Origin of the sequence: Shimia sp. (genome assembly GCF_022448905.1) — a bacterium.
Lineage (GTDB): Bacteria > Pseudomonadota > Alphaproteobacteria > Rhodobacterales > Rhodobacteraceae > Shimia.
In genome coordinates this window covers 153157-168598 of record NZ_JAKVCW010000002.1, presented here as the reverse complement: position 1 = coordinate 168598, position 15442 = coordinate 153157, and the positions used below count along the sequence as shown (strand labels likewise).

The following is a 15442-nucleotide window of genomic DNA, read 5'->3' as shown; positions in this document are numbered from 1 at the left end:
GGTTGTGCGCAGAGATGTGGCAACGGAGGTTTATAATGGTTTCAGGATTTGAAAGTTTGGCTGCAAGAATTGAAATTGAGGCTAGGCATGCTCACTGAAACGTCGCTGGAAGCGTTTTTCCATTTGGCAGAAACCAATAGTTTTCAGGAGGCTGCACGACGGATGGGGGTCTCCAATGCGTCCCTGACGCGTTACATTCAGCAGGCGGAAGAACAGGCGGGAATGGTGTTGTTTCACCGTGGTCGCAACAACTGTCGATTGACCCGTGCAGGTCAGGAGTTTTTGCCGCTGGCGCGTAAGCTGGAGCAGGAATTGGGCCTGTTTTCACGCCAGCTGGAGTTGTTGCGCTCTGGCGAGGGGCGGCAGCTGCGGGTTGGTTGCGGGCCGTTGGTGCCGCGGGCGTTGATCCAGCCGGTGCTGCGGGAGGTGATGAAGGCGCATCCGAATTTGCGGTTCCAACTGGATGTGAGCGCGCGGATTGCGCCGCTGGAGCGGATGCAGGCGGGGGAGATCGACATGTTCATTGGCGATCTGACCCATACGCCGGAAGCGGACAATGTGGAGATCATGATGATTGCCAAACGTCCGGTGATGTTTGTGGCGCGGCCTGAGCATCCGATCCATGACCTGGGCGTGGTTACGCTTAAGCAGATGTTTTCTTACCCGTTTGCCTCGCCGCATTTGCACAAACACTGGCGCGCAACCCTGATCAAGGCGCTTGGCGGGGACGCCGAGGCGGACGCGATAGTGAAAGCCCTGCCGCAAGTGGAGAGCGACGACTACCACTTTCTGGCGCAGTTGGCGGCGGAGGATGGGTTTGTTGTTGGCGCGGTGGCAGAAACGTTTGAAGAGATGCGCGCGCTGGGGCGGCTTAAGGAAGTGCCCACCCGCGCGCCGATCACATGGAATATCTGTGCGGTGCGCAAGACCGAGGATGTGACCGAGGCGCAGGAGGCGTTTTGGCAGCAGTTGAAGGCTTACGAGGTCAACCCGGCGGCCGCTTAGGACGTCTGCTCCAGATATTGCAGGCAGCCTTCGAGCGCGGCGGCATCGTCCGTAATCAGGCTGATCGGGATGTGGGTCGGGTCCAGAATGTCATGGGCGTCGCGGGTGAGCTCTTCCATAAAGTCGGACAGCGCCGCGGAGGTCAGCACGCCGCGGGAGGCGGAGCCAGCAAAGGCCACGCCGTCGCGCGGCATATATTGCAGGATCATGGCTTGCGTCAGGCGGCCCAAGGCGCGGGCAAACAGGCGCACGGTGCGGGTGGCGTTTGTGCAGCCGTTGGCAAAGCCGTCGACAATGTCTTTGCCGCCCTTACGTTGACCGCTGACCACCTGGTGCAGGCGTTCCAGACCACGGCCGCAGAAGCAGTCCTCATAGGTGACAAAGACATCCGCGCCGTCGCCCAATTCGTCGCGCAGCAGTTTGCCAACGGAGTAGGGCAGCTCGGCGTGACCAAGTTCGGCTTCCATGGCGGTCAGGCCGCCACGGGCGTTGCGACGGGTGGGGCTGACGTTGAAACCGGTGCCCATGCCAGCCACCAGTGCCTGGCCGTTTGTCGGCTCGTGTTTGGTGCCGCAGACCGGATCGGTGGAAATCCGCGCCAGCGCGTAACCCAGAGCGGAGAGATCGTTGATCAGTTCCGCATGGGGCGCGCCGGTTTGGTCGCGCAGATTTTCCACGCTGAGGAACCAGTCGCGGTTGGTGAGTTCGCCTTCGCCGGAATGCACGGGACCGGCGATGGCAATGCACACCCCGGCGAGGTCGCCGGGGGTGGTTTTTTCAAGATAAGCAGCAAGTACGGCGTCAAAGCTGTCGTAGTCATCATTGGCGGCGCGCATCACGCTATCAATCTGCACGCCGGAAGCATCCGCCAGTGCCAAGCGTGTGTTTGTGCCGCCAATGTCTCCAACCAGGAACGTCATAGTACCGCTACTTTCTTCATCTGAGTCAATTCGTTGGTTCGTGTAGCGAATTAAATCAGGTTTGAACAGGCACGCCTTCGGGCTTTTTGCCCAAAATAATCATGCCCAGCAAATCGTCGTCGGTGACGTCATCCACGTTCACGGTGCCAACCAATTGACCGTTCTTCATCACCGAGGCGCGATCACAGAGTTCCATGACATCGTGGATGTCGTGGCTGATCAGGAAGATGCCGATGCCCTGGGCCTTAAGCTGTTGGATCAGCTCGGAAACCATTTGGGTTTCATGCGGGCCAAGCGCGGCGGTGGGTTCGTCCATGATCAGGATCTTGGCGTCGAAATACACGGCGCGGGCGATGGCCACGGACTGGCGTTGACCACCCGAAAGCGCAGAGACCGGCTCGGCGAACTTTTTGAAGTTCGGGTTGAGCTTGCCCATGATCTTGCGCGTTTCGGCCTCCATGGCGTCGTCATTGACGGTGCCTAACGGCGTGGTGAGTTCACGCCCCAGGAAGAGGTTGGACGCCGCATCGAGGTTATCGGCCAGCGCAAGCGTCTGGTAGATGGTCTCGATGTTGTATTTGCGGGCGTCGCGGGGATTGTGGATCTCTGCTTTTTCGCCGTTGATGTAGATTTCGCCACCGTCACCCTGATAGGCGCCGGAGAGGATTTTGATCAGGGTGGATTTGCCCGCGCCATTGTGGCCCAGAAGGCCCACCACTTCGCCCGGCATGAGATCGACGGAGACGTGGTCCACCGCTTTGATCCCGCCAAAGGAGATGTGGATGTCGCGCATTTCCACGAGAGGGGTTTGCTTGTCCATGATGTTTCTCCTTATGCGCCAGTGCGGCGGCGGTAGACGATGTCGACCCAGACCGCGAAGACCAGAACCACACCCACAACGATGTTTTGCAGTGGCGCGTCGACGCCAACCGAAGCCATGCCGGATTGCAGCGACTGCATGATCAACGCGCCAATCACGGCGCCATAGATGGTGCCAGCGCCACCAGCGAGGGCCGTGCCGCCAATGACGGCTGCCGCGATCACGCGCAGCTCATCCAGCGTGCCAAGGCCCACATCCACTGCGTTCAAGCGCGCGGAGGCGATGATTGAGGCGATGCCGGTCAGCGCGCCCATCAGCGCGAAGATTTTCACGGTCAGAAGGCGGGTGTTGATGCCCGACAGCTCGGCCGCTTCAGGGTTACCACCGGTGGCATAGATGTAGCGGCCAAAGCGGGTCCGGCGGGCGATGATGGTCATGACAATCGCCACGGCCAGCAGGATCACCACCGGAATGGCCACACCGTGGTTCCAAACCAGACCGTCAGTGTATTCGATGCCCTGCGCTTCGGTCATGCGACGCATCGCACCTTTGGGGATCGGGTAGCTGTTCATGATCGATACAAAGAGCAGGATGCCGCCGGCCGCGATGGCCATGAGGATGCCTTCGGCCCAGGCAGGTTTTACGGCAAAGCCGTGGGAGGCTTTGTTGCGGCGGCTGAGCAGCATGAAGCCCACAGCGACGAGTGCGGCAACGATGCCAAAGAGCCAGCTCATGGTTTCGCCCAGGGTGCCCTCCGCGCCGCCACCAAGTAGGCGGAAAGTTGGGTCTAGCGGGGCTTGCGTCTGGCCCTTCGTGACCCACCACATAGCGCCACGATAGACGAGGAAGCCGCCGAGGGTAACTATGAAGGCAGGTACGGTCAGGTAGCCGATGATCCAGCCTTGGAAGGCGCCGAGCACGGCGCCCATGGTGATGGCGAAGATCACGGCGATGATCCAGATCGACCAGTGGCCGAGACCAACGACGTCTGGCAGGATTTGTACCTGCAGCGCCGCGGTGGCCATGCCGATGAAGCCGAGCATCGAGCCGACGGACAGGTCGATGTGTCGGGTGACGATGACAAACACCATGCCCGTGGCCATGACGGCGACGGAGGCGGTTTGCACCGAGACGTTGAAGAAGTTTCGTGGTGAGAGGAAGCGGCTATCTGTGAAGATGCCAAAGACGATCCATATCACAACAAGCGCGCCGATCATTCCAAGCAGGCGGGGATCCAGCCCCAGCTTGTTGATCAGGTTCTTAGCTTGGTTTTGCATTGTGCGTTCCCTTTTTGGTTCGCGATGCTTGAGACATCTCCCCCAGTCTGCGCGGAGTGTTCCGCATCAGTCAAAGGGCTTAAAAATCTCAGGGGAGTGGGGAAATTAAGTGCCCCCCCGCGCCGTAGAGCGGAGGGGCAGGGTTTAGCTTATTGGCACGCTGCGACGGAGGAGCCGGCGCAGAGCACGTCTTTCTCGATCCAGCCTGCGTCCAGAACAACGTTCAGGTTGTCAGCGGTCACTGGAACTGGTGCGAGGAACATGGAGTTCAGTGTGGTGCCGGCTGGAGAGGTCCATTCTGCGGCGCCGTCTACGTCCATGCCTTTGGCAAGCGACACAGCGATTTCACCGGCGGCGTTGCCCAGAGCGCGGGCGTCTTTCCAGACAGATACAGTCTGGGTGCCCATGGCGACACGGTTCAACGCAGCGTGGTCACCGTCCTGACCGGAGACTGGAATGCCTTCCATGCCCTGTGCGGTCAGTGCGGCTACAACGCCGCCAGCGGTGCCGTCGTTCGACGCGATCACAGCGTCAACTTTGTTGTCAGCCGCGGTCAGGATCTGCTCCATGTTGCGCTGGGCGTTGGCTGGCACCCAGCCGTCGGTGTAGGCTTCGCCAACGATCTTGATGTCGCCGGAATCGATTGCCGCCTGAATGATTTCCTGCTGACCACCGCGCAGGAAGTCTGCGTTTGGATCGGTGGGCGAGCCTTTGATCATCACGTAGTTGCCTTTTGGCATGGCTTCGAGCACGGCACGGGCCTGCATGCGGCCCACTTCGACGTTGTCAAAGGTCAGGTAGAAGGCGCGGCTGTCTTCGATCAGACGGTCATAGGCGATCACTGGGATCTCTTCATCGGCCGCGGCCTGCACAGCAGGACCAACCGCGGACGCATCTTGCGCCAAGATGATCAGTGCGTCGGCGCCTTGAGCGATCAGGCTTTCGATGTCGCTCAGCTGTTTGGCAGAAGAACTCTGCGCGTCAGCGGAGATGTATTTGGCGCCAGCGGCGTCCAATGCGCCTTTGATGGCGGCTTCGTCGGTTTTCCAGCGCTCTTCCTGGAAGTTGGACCAGCTTACGCCGATGACCAGATCATCAGCCCAGGCTGCGGTGCTCATGAGGGCGCCGGCGATAACAGCCGTCGCGGTTGCAAAAAGTTTCATGGTGTCCTCCCAAATGGTCTTCCCGGTGGCGTGGCCGAAGTGAGTCGGCTCTGACCGGGTGTGACCAATGGTAGCGCAATAAATTTGTAAATCAAATTAAATAAGCTAACCTTGCATTGATCCGACAAACATCGGCATGGTTTTGACGCCGGGGAAGGGCAGCTTGTGTTTTGGTTGCAGACCGTGTCCGGTGAAGAAGGAGCCAGTATATGTCTGTGAATCAAAGAGAAATTGGGCGGCGTAAGCTGCTGGGAGAAATTCGCAGGCAGCAGCGTGTTCCACGCATTGACCTGAGCGAGCTGACCGGAATCAGCCGTGCAACCGTGACAACCATCACCGCAGAGTTGCTGCGGGAAGGGTTGATCGAGGAGGTCTCTAGCGACCTGGGCGAGAAAGATTCGAAACGCGGACGCCCAAAGGTGGATCTGAAGATTCGCGGGGCGGCACGGTTGATTGCGGGGGCAAAAATCTCCCACAAGACCATCTCTTTGGTGCTGCTTGACTTTGAAGGCACGCAGTTGGCCGCTCATGAGGCGGAGCTGGAAGAGGCCGTTATGCCGACCGAAGACATGACGGTGGTTTTGGCGGACCTTCTGGAGGTGCTGGCGCGAAAAATGGGCCTGTCCCGTGCAGACATTGCCGGGTTTGGGCTGGGGATCGCGGGCATTGTCGATGCGCCGCGTGGATTTGTGCATTGGTCGCCGTCTCTGGACAGCCGGAACGTGATGTTGGGTGATATCCTTGGGCGCGGGCTGGGTATTCCTGTGTTTATCGACAACGATGCCAACCTCGTCGCCATGGCGGAAAAGAGTTTTGGCCTGGGGGTGGGGCACAATGACTTCATTGTTGTGACCATCGAAAGCGGTGTTGGCATGGGCATTGTGATCAACAACGAGATTTACCGAGGCACGCGGGGCTGTGGCGCGGAATTTGGCCACACCAAGGTGCAGCTCGAGGGAGCGTTGTGTCGCTGTGGGCAGCGGGGATGCCTGGAGGCCTATGCGGCGGACTATGCTTTGACCCGTGAGGCGATGATGGCCAGCGGCGAGGCGGCGGAGCGGGAGGTGGAAGACATCTTGCGCGCGGCGAAAGAAGGCGACGAGATGGCCGCCTCGATTGTCAGCCGCGCTGGGCGCATGTTTGCCATGGGCTTGGCCAATATCGTGAACATCTTTGATCCGGAGCTGATCATTCTGGCGGGCGAGCAGATGCAATCCAGCCATCTTTATGCGGAAGAGGTGATTGAAGGCATGCGCAAGTTGATTGTGCAGGTGGATAAGGCCCCGCCGGAGGTGGTGGTGCACAAGTGGGGCAACCTGATGTGGGCCCGTGGGGCCGCGGCCTATGCGCTTGAAAAGGTGTCGGAAAACGCGCTTCTGGAGATGGCAGAGAATGTGGCTTAAGGGCGTCAGCGCACTGGCACTTGTCGCGGCAGGTTCCGCGCAGGCCGAAGTTGGTTTTGCACCGGTGGACGTTGCAGAGCATGTCTATGACGGCGGCTGGGAGTTTTATGTCGGTGGCGGCGTGGCGGCGTTTGATTGCAGTGGGGACGGCTTGCCGGAACTGGTGGCGGCGGGGGGGGAGAACCCTCCGATTTTGCTGCGCAACCGGAGTGCGCATGGCGGTGTCGTGACCTTTGAGGAAGACACGCCGGATGCTTTGATGATGCCGGGGACCACGGGGTTTTATCCGCTTGATATTGATGGCGATGGCTGGCTGGACCTTGTGGCGTTACGGGTGGGTGAGAACCGCCTTCTCAAAGGCGGGCCGGAGTGCCGTTTTGAACCCATGGACGTGCCGGGGTTTGATGGCGGCGATGCCTGGACCACGGCGTTTTCCGCCACCTGGGAGCGGCAGGATGTGCTGCCGACATTGGCGTTTGGCAATTACGTAGATCGCGACGATCCCAAGGGGCCGTTTGAGGCCTGTGATGAGAATGATTTGTTTCGGGCTTCCGGCGAGGGGTATGTCCATTCCACGTTGACGCCGGGGTTTTGCCCGCTGTCGATCTTGTTTTCCGACTGGGGCCGTTTGGGCCGCGCGGATCTGCGGATGAGCAATGACCGGCATTACTACGTGAAAGGCGGCGCAGAGCAGCTTTGGGCGATGGAGGCCACACCGCGGCTCTATGGTGAGGCGGATGGCTGGGCCACGCATATGCTGTGGGGCATGGGCATCGCGGAGCGGGATCTTGATTTTGACGGTAAGACAGAGGTGTTTTTGTCGTCGATGGGCGATCAGCGGTTGATGAAGCGTGTGAGTGCGGAGGCGCCAACGTTTGAAGACGTGCCCTATGAAATGGGCACCTCGGCGCATCGGCCCTACACTGGTGGCGACGGGCGGCCGTCGACTGGTTGGCACATCAGTTTTGGCGATGTGGACAACGACGGGTTGGACGATGTGTTCATTGCCAAGGGCAATGTGCAACAGATGCCCGGTGCGGCGATGGACGACCCCAACAATCTGTTGATGCAGCAAGTGGATGGGACCTTTGCGGAGCAGGGCGACGTGGCGGGGATTGCCACTTTGGCGCGTAGCCGTGGCGCGGCGCTGGTGGATATGAACCACGATGGGCTGTTGGATTTGGCGGTGGTGAACCGACGGGCGCCGTTGGAGATCTATCAAAACGTCACTGAAAGCACGGGCAATTGGGTGGCCCTGACCCTGATGGGGAAAGAGGCCAACAGCCAAGCCGTGGGAGCCTTCATTGAGGTGAAGGTGGGCGATCACGTTCATCTGCGGGAGATCACCGTGGGCGGTGGCCATGCGGGGGGCGTGTCCGGGCCCCAGCATTTTGGGCTGGGCGATGCGGACAAAGTAGAAGTGCGCGTGCGCTGGCCAGATGGTACACAAGGCGACTGGATCGAAGTGCCGGTGAATGGCAGCTGGCGGCTGTGGTCCGAAGGGCCGGTGACGGTGTTGTCGGCGTATTGAGCAGGCCGTGTGGATCAGTTGGAAAGCTGGTCCATCGGTAAGCCGGAGGGCACCGACTCGGGCACGCCAAGGCGGCCCTGAATGGCGTCGTAGTCTGTGAGACTTTCGAGGAAAGCGAGGATGTGCGCGACCTCTTGATCAGTAAGATCAATCGGGGAAAGCTCGTTGGCTGCGGCGATTTCAATCACTTCAGGATCGTCCTGCATCAGCTTGAAATCTGTGTTAAATTTCCCGTCGGAATAGGTGGTGTGGGCCTCTGCGTAGGACTTGAGTGAGGCCACCGGATCGAGGTGATGTCTGACCATGGCTTCCAGAGATGTATAAGCCCCGTTATGGCCATAGGGCGCGGTCTGCGTGATGTTGCGCAGCGAAGGCGTGCGGAAGCGGTAGAAGTCTTCTTCATTTCCGGTGACGCGGCCACGGCCGACGTCGCGGTTGTGGCGCTCAAACGGCGCAGCTTTGCCCGGTCCGATTTGCGGGAGTGCGATGGCGTGGAAACCGTGGTCGGTCTGGAATTGGCCTGCATGGCAGGTGCCGCATTGGGCTTTGCCGTAGAAAAGATCGAGACCTGCGGCGGCATCAGCGGCGAGCGGCGTGCCGTCGCGCAGGTAGGCGTCAAAGGCCGAGGCATCGGCGCGCCATTCAAAGGCGATGAAGGCGGCGAGCGCGTTGGCGATGTGGTGGAATTTAATTGGTGCGTCAGCGCCAATCACATCATCAAAGGCCGCGCGGTAGGCGGGGATGGCCTCGACCCGTTTGGCGAGGATGTCCCAGGCGCCGCCGGGGCCGGTGAGTTGGCCAAGGCGCACGGCTTGGCTTACGTCGTTCTCGGAATAGTGGCCGGCCATTTCGTCGCCTGACAGAACGGGGAACATGGCTTGCGCGGCGAGGGCGTTGTCAAAGCCCATTTCCATCTCGCTGCCCAAGGGGGTGCGGATGCCGGAAGGGCGTGTGGGGTCGTCCTCTAAGCGGCCGTCGTGGAAGAAGACGGTGAATTCGGTAGCGCCAAGGTTCCACAACGCAGGGGCGTTGCGGGGGATGCGTTTTTCGGGCGGATTTGAGGCGTCGATCTTGCGCTCTAGCCCGAGCCCGGTGGCGCCGTCGCCAAGGCCAAGGGAGACGCCGTCCGAGGTACCCAGATCAGGATGATGACAAGTTGCACAAGCGACGCTGCGGTTGCCCGATAGGATCGGGTCGTAGAACAGTTGCCAGCCCAGCTCGACCTCTGCAATATCCTGCGCCGGGAAGGTGGCGTCCGCCTTTGGCAGCGGTGACGCGCTGGCATTGGTTGCCAGAATGGCGGGCAGGAAAGCGGCTGTGAGCATCAAAGGGCGCATGGCGTGTCTTTCATTTGGAAAAGCCCCCCGCGCAGGAGAATATGCGCGAAGGGCCAGTGTATCTTGGCTCAATAACGGTTTTGAAACAAGATATTACACAAAGCGGTTCACGTAGTTTTCCAGGATCTCCTGACGGCCGGATTTGGGCGCCGGGTTGATCTTGCCGCTCATCACGTCCTCAAAAGTCCCGTCGAGATCCCCGGCCAGCATGGCTTTGGCTGCGTCGGTGTCCCAACCGGCGTAGCGCTCGGCCAGCGCATCCTCGAGACCACCATCTTCGATCATTGCGGCGGCGGCTTTCAGGCCACGCGCGCAGACGTCCATGGCGCCGATGTGGCCTGCGATCAGGTCTTCGGCGTTCAAGGACTGGCGGCGCAGTTTGGCGTCAAAGTTGGTGCCGCCGGTTTTCAGGCCGCCGTCTTTGAGGATGTGGTAGTAGGCCAGCGCAACCTCGGGCACGGAGTTCGGGAACTGGTCGGTGTCCCAGCCGGACTGGTAGTCGTTGCGGTTCATGTCGATCGAGCCGAGCACGCCAAGGGCAGCGGCGGTGGCGATCTCATGCTCAAAGCTGTGACCGGCGAGGATGGCGTGGCCTTGCTCGAGGTTCAGTTTGACTTCGTTTTCCAGGCCGTACTTTTTGAGGAAGCCGTAGCAGGTGGCGGCGTCGAAGTCGTATTGATGCTTGGACGGTTCCTGCGGTTTGGGTTCCACCAGGATGGCGCCTTCAAAGCCAATTTTGTGTTTGTAGTCCACCACCATGTTGAGGAAGCGGCCCATGTTGTCGAGCTCGCGGCCCATGTCGGTGTTGAGCAGGGTCTCATAGCCTTCACGACCGCCCCAGAGCACGTAGTTTTCGCCGCCCAGACGTTTGGTGGCGTCCATGCAGGTTTTCACAGTTGCGGCGGAATAGGCGAACACATCGGGGTCTGGGTTGGTCGACGCGCCGCCCATCCAGCGGCGGTGGCTGAACATATTGGCGGTGCCCCAGAGCAGTTTAACGGAGCGTGTACTCATCTTTTCTTCAAAGTAATCAATGATCTCTTCGAAGTTTTTCAGGCTCTCGGCGAAGCTGTCTCCTTCTGGACGCACGTCTGCATCGTGCCAGCAGAAGTAGGGCTGCTGCAGGATGTCAAACATCTCAAAAGCGGCGTCGGCTTTGACTTTGGCCATGTCCATGCGGGTCTGCGGATGCCATGGGCGCTCAAACGTTTGGCCGCCAAAGGGGTCGCCGCCTTCCCAGGCAAAGCTGTGCCAGTAGGCGACGGCGAAGCGCAGGTGGTCTTCCATGCGTTTGCCCATGACAATCTCATCCGGGTTGTAGTGGTGGAAGGCCATCGGGTTGGTGCTGTTGGGCCCTTCATATTGGGCGGGGGCGATGTTTTTGAAGAAATCGGTCATTGTGTCAGGGCCTTTATGCCGGGGTACAGTGTGACGAAGTGGGCGTAGGCCTCTTCGTAGGCGTCGCGCAGATCGCTGCGGGGGGAAACAGTTTTGGCGATTTCGGGCCGGGTCATGATGGCCTCGGGATCGGCGTTGGTGGCGGCGCAGATGGCCAAGCGGGCTGCGCCAAGGGCTGCGCCAAATTCGCCTGCTTTGGGCAGAGAGATTGGCAAGTTGAGCAGCGTGGCGATGAGCTCGACCCAATAGGGCGACTGGCTACCGCCGCCGATGGCAATCAGGCTTTGTAGGTCCGCGCCAGTGGATTTCAGCGCTTCGAGGTTGTCGCGCAGGGCGAAGCTGACGCCTTCAAGCACGGCTTGGGTGAGGGCAGCGTGATCTGCGTCGATGTCAATGTTCAGGAAGGCGCCGCGCATGGTGGCGTCGTTGTGCGGGGTACGCTCGCCGGACAGGTAAGGCAGGAACTGTATGGTGCCGGGGCCGGTGATGCTGTCACCAAGCAGTTTTGTGAGGTTGGCCGGGGTGTCTTGCAGATTGCGCGAGAGCCAGTTGAGGCTGTCGGTGGCGGCGAGAATGACGCCCATCTGATACCAGCGGTTTGGAATCGCGTGGCAGAAGGTGTGAACGGCGCTTTCCGGTTTCGGGGCGTAGGCGTCGCGGCCGGTGAGTAGCACGCCGGAGGTGCCTAAACTGACAAAACCGTCGCCTTCGTTGAGCGCGCCAATCCCACACGCGGCGGCGGCGTTGTCGCCTGCGCCTGCGGCGACAACCACGCCTTTGGGCAGGCCCAACTCAGTGGCGATGTCATCGCGCACGGTGCCGATGGCGTCCGAGCCTTCGAACAGGTCGGGCATCTGCTCGCCGCGCATGCCGGAAGCGGTGAGTAGGGTATCGGACCAGTCGCGCGCGCCGACGTCAAGCCAGCTGGTACCGGCGGAATCAGACATGTCAGAGGCGTAGACGCCGGTGAGCCAGAAGTTCAGGAAGTCTTTGGGCAGTAGGACTTTGGCGGTTTTGGCAAAAGTCTCGGGTTCGTTCTCGGCGACCCAAGCCACTTTGGGGGCGGTGAAGCCGGGGAAGACGATGTTGCCGGACAGGTCGCGGACTTGATCGGTTGCGTCGAGGTTGGCGGCTTGTGCTGCGGAGCGGGTGTCGTTCCACATCATACAAGGGCGCAACGGAGCGCCGGCGTCGTCCAAAAGGTTGGCGCCGTGCATGTGCCCGGATACGCCGATGCCTTTGATGGCGGCGACCTCTGCTGGGTGATCGGCTTTCAGCTCGGCAAAGACTGCTTGGGTGGCGGCGATCCAGTCTGATTGCAGCTGTTCGCTCCACCCAGAATGCGGGCGCGCGGTGTCCACAGCGGCTTCTTTTGCGCCGATCACGCGTTGGGACGCGTCGATCAGCAGGGCACGCACACCAGACGTGCCCAGATCCAATCCCACAAACATGGGGGCTCCTCCTCAGGTCTCCTTAGTTAATTTGTGCCTCAAATTAATTTGGGGATCAAACTAGAAATTGCCTAAGCAGTAATTTTTTTCGATCAGTAGCGCGGGATTTCGACAATGATGTGTGATAAGTATATATTAATTTCAATGGGTTGAAGGGGTGTTGTTGGATTTTCGAAAATTCTTGACGCGTGCGCTTGACCTTCCCGTGACTGGAACCCTTATGTGAGGTGCTGAGACCAAAAGACGATAAAGAGGCGAGTCGATGACGGCGCATGTGTTGAATTTCCAGTTGGATGGGCTGAGCTGTGCGGGCTGTGTGAAACGCGCACAGAAAGCGATGTCCGCAGTGGAAGGGGTGCAGGACGCGAGAGTGAACCTGGCAGACACTTCGGCACGGGTGGCGTTTGAGGGCGACACCGTGCGCGATGGTGTGATCGCGGCGCTGAAATCGGCGGGTTATCCGGCGCGGGAGGCCACGGTGACGCTGGATGTGGGCGGGATGACCTGTGCGGGCTGTGTGCGCCGCGCGGAGGCGGCGATGGCGGCGGGCGAGGGCGTGCTGTCGGCGGAGATCAACTTTGCCAGTGAAAGTGCGACGGTGCGCTATCTGGAAGGCGCGATCACGGCCAATCAGATTGCCGCGCTGAGCACACGGGCGGGCTATCCGGCGCGGGTGCCGGAAGAGGGCGTGCCGGAAGATGTTTCCGACCGGAAAGAAGAAGAGGCCAAGGCGGCCAAGCGGCGGGTACTGTTGGCGGCGGTGTTGGCGTTTCCGGTGTTCTGCATCGAGATGGGCGGACATATGGTGCCCGCGTTTCACCATTGGCTGATGGCCACTGTGGGGATGCAGAATAGCTATCTGTTCCAGTTTGTGCTGACCTCGATACTGCTGATCGGGCCGGGGCGGGAGTTTTACGCGAAAGGCATTCCGGCGCTTTTGAAAGGCGCGCCGGAGATGAACTCGCTGGTCGCTTTGGGCACGGGGGCGGCCTATCTGTTCTCGGTGGTGTCGACCTTTGCGCCCGGGCTGCTGCCGGCGGGCACAGCCAATGTGTATTTCGAGGCGGCGGCGGTGATTGTGGTGTTGATCCTCGCGGGGCGCTGGATGGAGGCGCGGGCCAAAGGGCGCACAGGGGCGGCGATTGCCGAGCTTGTTGGCTTGCAGCCGCGCGTGGCGCAGGTGGAGCGTAAGGGCGTTGTGTCCGAGCTGCCGATCGAGGAAGTCGCAGTGGGCGATGTGCTGCATCTGCGGCCCGGAGAGCGCGTGGCTGTGGATGGTCGTGTGCTCGATGGCAGCTCTTTTGTGGATGAGGCGATGATTTCCGGTGAGCCGGTGCCGGTGGAGAAAACCGCAGGCGATGCGGTGATTGCGGGCACTGTGAATGGCGCCGGTGTGCTGCGCTATGAGGCGGAGCAGGTCGGGCGCGACACGATGCTGGCGCAGATCATCGATATGGTGCGTCAGGCGCAGGGGGCCAAACTGCCGATCCAGAACTTGGTGGACCGGATCACGGCGGTGTTTGTGCCGGTGGTGATGGCGATTGCGGCGGCGACCTTTGTGGTCTGGATGCTGGTGGGGCCGGAACCGCGCCTAGGGTATGCGCTGGTGGCGGCGGTGGCGGTGCTTATTATCGCTTGCCCCTGTGCCATGGGATTGGCGACGCCGACCTCGATCATGGTGGGCACCGGGCGGGCCGCGCAGCTGGGCGTGTTGTTCCGCAAAGGCGACGCGCTGCAAGGGTTGCAGGAGTGCGATGTGGTGGCGTTTGATAAGACCGGAACGCTAACCCAAGGGGCGCCTTCGGTGACCGATGTTGTGTTGGCTGAGGGTTTTGACGAGCAGGCGGTTCTGGCGCAAGTGGCTTCGGTTGAGGCGCAGTCCGAGCATCCTTTGGCACGGGCGATGGTGGCGGCAGCTCAAGAACGCGGGCTTGAGGTCGCGGCTTGTGCGGACCTTGAGGTGCGGGTTGGGCATGGGCTGATTGGCGCTGTGGAAGGCGCACAGGTGGCTGTGGGCGCAGCGCGGTTGATGACGGCGCTGGTGGTGCCTTTGGGTGATCTTGAGGCGCGGGCGCAGGCTTTTGCCGAAGCAGGAAAGACGCCGATCTACGTGGCGGTGGACGGTAAAATGGCAGCCGTGATTGCGGTGGCGGATGCGGTGAAACCAACCTCGGCCGCGGCGATCAAAGCCCTGCATGGCATGGGTAAAACCGTGGCGATGATTTCTGGCGACACTGAGCGCACGGCGCAGGCTTTGGCGCGGGAACTGGGCGTGGATCATGTGGTCGCGGAGGTCTTACCGGACGGTAAGGTTGCTGCGCTGGCGCAGCTGCGCGGCACCGTGGGCAAAGTGGCCTTTGTCGGCGACGGCATCAACGATGCGCCTGCGCTGGCGGCGGCGGATGTGGGCATTGCCATTGGCACCGGCACGGATGTGGCGATTGAAGCGGCGGATGTGGTGTTGTTGGCGGGCGACGTGGGTGGCGTGGTGACCGGATTTGACCTGAGCCGCCGGGTGATGCGTAATATCAAAGAGAACCTGTTCTGGGCGTTTGGCTACAACGTGGCGCTCATTCCGGTGGCGGCGGGCATTCTGGTGCCCTTTGGCGGGCCAGCTCTGTCGCCGATGTTGGGCGCGGGGGCGATGGCGCTTTCCAGCGTGTTTGTCCTGTCCAACGCGCTGCGCTTGCGGCGCATCCAGCCAGCCTTTCAGGTCAGCAAGAAAGAAGGTGTGTGATGAATATCGGGGAAGTGTCCAAGAACACCGGCCTGCCGGCGAAAACCATTCGGTACTATGAGGACATCGGCTTTGTGACCCCGGCGCGGGGCGACAACGGCTATCGCAGTTTCAGCGAGAAGGATCAGCACAAGCTGGTGTTTCTGGGCCGGGCGCGGGGGCTTGGGTTTTCGATTGAGGACTGCCGGACCTTGTTGGCGCTGTATGAGGATCAGGGGCGGGCCAGCGCGGATGTGAAACGCGTGGCGCAGAAGAACCTGAGTGAGATTGACCGCAAGATTGCGGATCTGCAGGCGATGCGGGGCACGTTGAGCCATCTGGTGGCGAACTGCGCAGGCGACGGGCGGCCGGATTGTCCGATTTTGGAGGATCTGGGGCGTAGCTAACGCGCTGATGTGAC

12 protein-coding genes are annotated in these 15442 nt (G+C 60.8%); 5 read left to right on the top strand and 7 right to left on the bottom strand.

From position 1 onward, the window contains the following. Positions 1-87 precede the first annotated feature (87 nt). Positions 88-1005, top strand: a complete 918-nt coding sequence (locus MK208_RS02550; RefSeq protein WP_294113579.1) for a LysR family transcriptional regulator — start codon at positions 88-90, stop codon at positions 1003-1005. Here the strand turns inward: MK208_RS02550 and MK208_RS02545 are convergent. The 4 genes from MK208_RS02545 to xylF form a co-directional block, all read right to left on the bottom strand. After that, entirely contained in the window at positions 1002-1925 is a 924-nt protein-coding gene (locus MK208_RS02545; RefSeq protein ID WP_294113574.1) for an ROK family protein, read from the bottom strand. The two genes, MK208_RS02550 and MK208_RS02545, sit on opposite strands and share 4 nt — an antisense overlap. A gap of 55 nt (positions 1926-1980) precedes the next feature. After that, a complete protein-coding gene (locus MK208_RS02540) occupies positions 1981-2745 on the bottom strand; it encodes an ATP-binding cassette domain-containing protein (protein WP_294113569.1) in 765 nt (254 codons plus the stop codon). 11 nt (positions 2746-2756) lie between these two features. After that, positions 2757-4022, bottom strand: a complete 1266-nt coding sequence (locus tag MK208_RS02535; protein WP_294113567.1) for a sugar ABC transporter permease — start codon at positions 4020-4022, stop codon at positions 2757-2759. Positions 4023-4171: 149 nt separating this feature from the next. Continuing rightward, complete coding sequence (xylF, locus tag MK208_RS02530; protein ID WP_294113564.1) at positions 4172-5185, bottom strand: D-xylose ABC transporter substrate-binding protein; 1014 nt, start codon at positions 5183-5185, stop codon at positions 4172-4174. A gap of 209 nt (positions 5186-5394) precedes the next feature. Between xylF and MK208_RS02525 the strand changes: the two genes are divergently transcribed. Both MK208_RS02525 and MK208_RS02520 read left to right on the top strand, forming a co-directional pair. Beyond that, on the top strand, positions 5395-6588 hold the full coding sequence (locus tag MK208_RS02525) for an ROK family transcriptional regulator (RefSeq protein ID WP_294113563.1): 1194 nt from the start codon (positions 5395-5397) through the stop codon (positions 6586-6588). Further along, positions 6578-8119, top strand: coding sequence for a CRTAC1 family protein (locus MK208_RS02520; RefSeq protein ID WP_294113560.1), 1542 nt, complete (start codon positions 6578-6580; stop codon positions 8117-8119). Before MK208_RS02525 ends, MK208_RS02520 begins: the two co-directional genes overlap by 11 nt. A 14-nt stretch (positions 8120-8133) precedes the next feature. Here the strand turns inward: MK208_RS02520 and MK208_RS02515 are convergent, their stop codons facing one another. The 3 genes from MK208_RS02515 to xylB all read right to left on the bottom strand — a co-directional run bounded on the left by MK208_RS02515 (position 8134) and on the right by xylB (position 12305). Beyond that, positions 8134-9444: a cytochrome c peroxidase gene (locus MK208_RS02515; protein ID WP_294113557.1), complete on the bottom strand. Its 1311-nt coding sequence runs from the start codon at positions 9442-9444 to the stop codon at positions 8134-8136. A gap of 105 nt (positions 9445-9549) precedes the next feature. Continuing rightward, positions 9550-10854, bottom strand: coding sequence for a xylose isomerase (xylA, locus tag MK208_RS02510; RefSeq protein ID WP_294113555.1), 1305 nt, complete (start codon positions 10852-10854; stop codon positions 9550-9552). Then, positions 10851-12305, bottom strand: coding sequence for a xylulokinase (xylB, locus tag MK208_RS02505; protein WP_294113552.1), 1455 nt, complete (start codon positions 12303-12305; stop codon positions 10851-10853). The genes xylA and xylB overlap by 4 nt, the downstream gene beginning before the upstream one ends. Positions 12306-12567: 262 nt before the next feature. On the opposite strand from xylB, the gene MK208_RS02500 reads away from it, so the two are divergent. Beyond that, on the top strand, positions 12568-15042 hold the full coding sequence (locus MK208_RS02500) for a heavy metal translocating P-type ATPase (RefSeq protein ID WP_294113550.1): 2475 nt from the start codon (positions 12568-12570) through the stop codon (positions 15040-15042). Next, positions 15042-15428 (top strand): Cu(I)-responsive transcriptional regulator, encoded by a 387-nt coding sequence (gene cueR / locus MK208_RS02495; RefSeq protein ID WP_294113548.1) that lies wholly within the window; start codon positions 15042-15044, stop codon positions 15426-15428. The genes MK208_RS02500 and cueR overlap by 1 nt, the downstream gene beginning before the upstream one ends. The last annotated feature ends 14 nt before the right edge of the window (positions 15429-15442 follow it).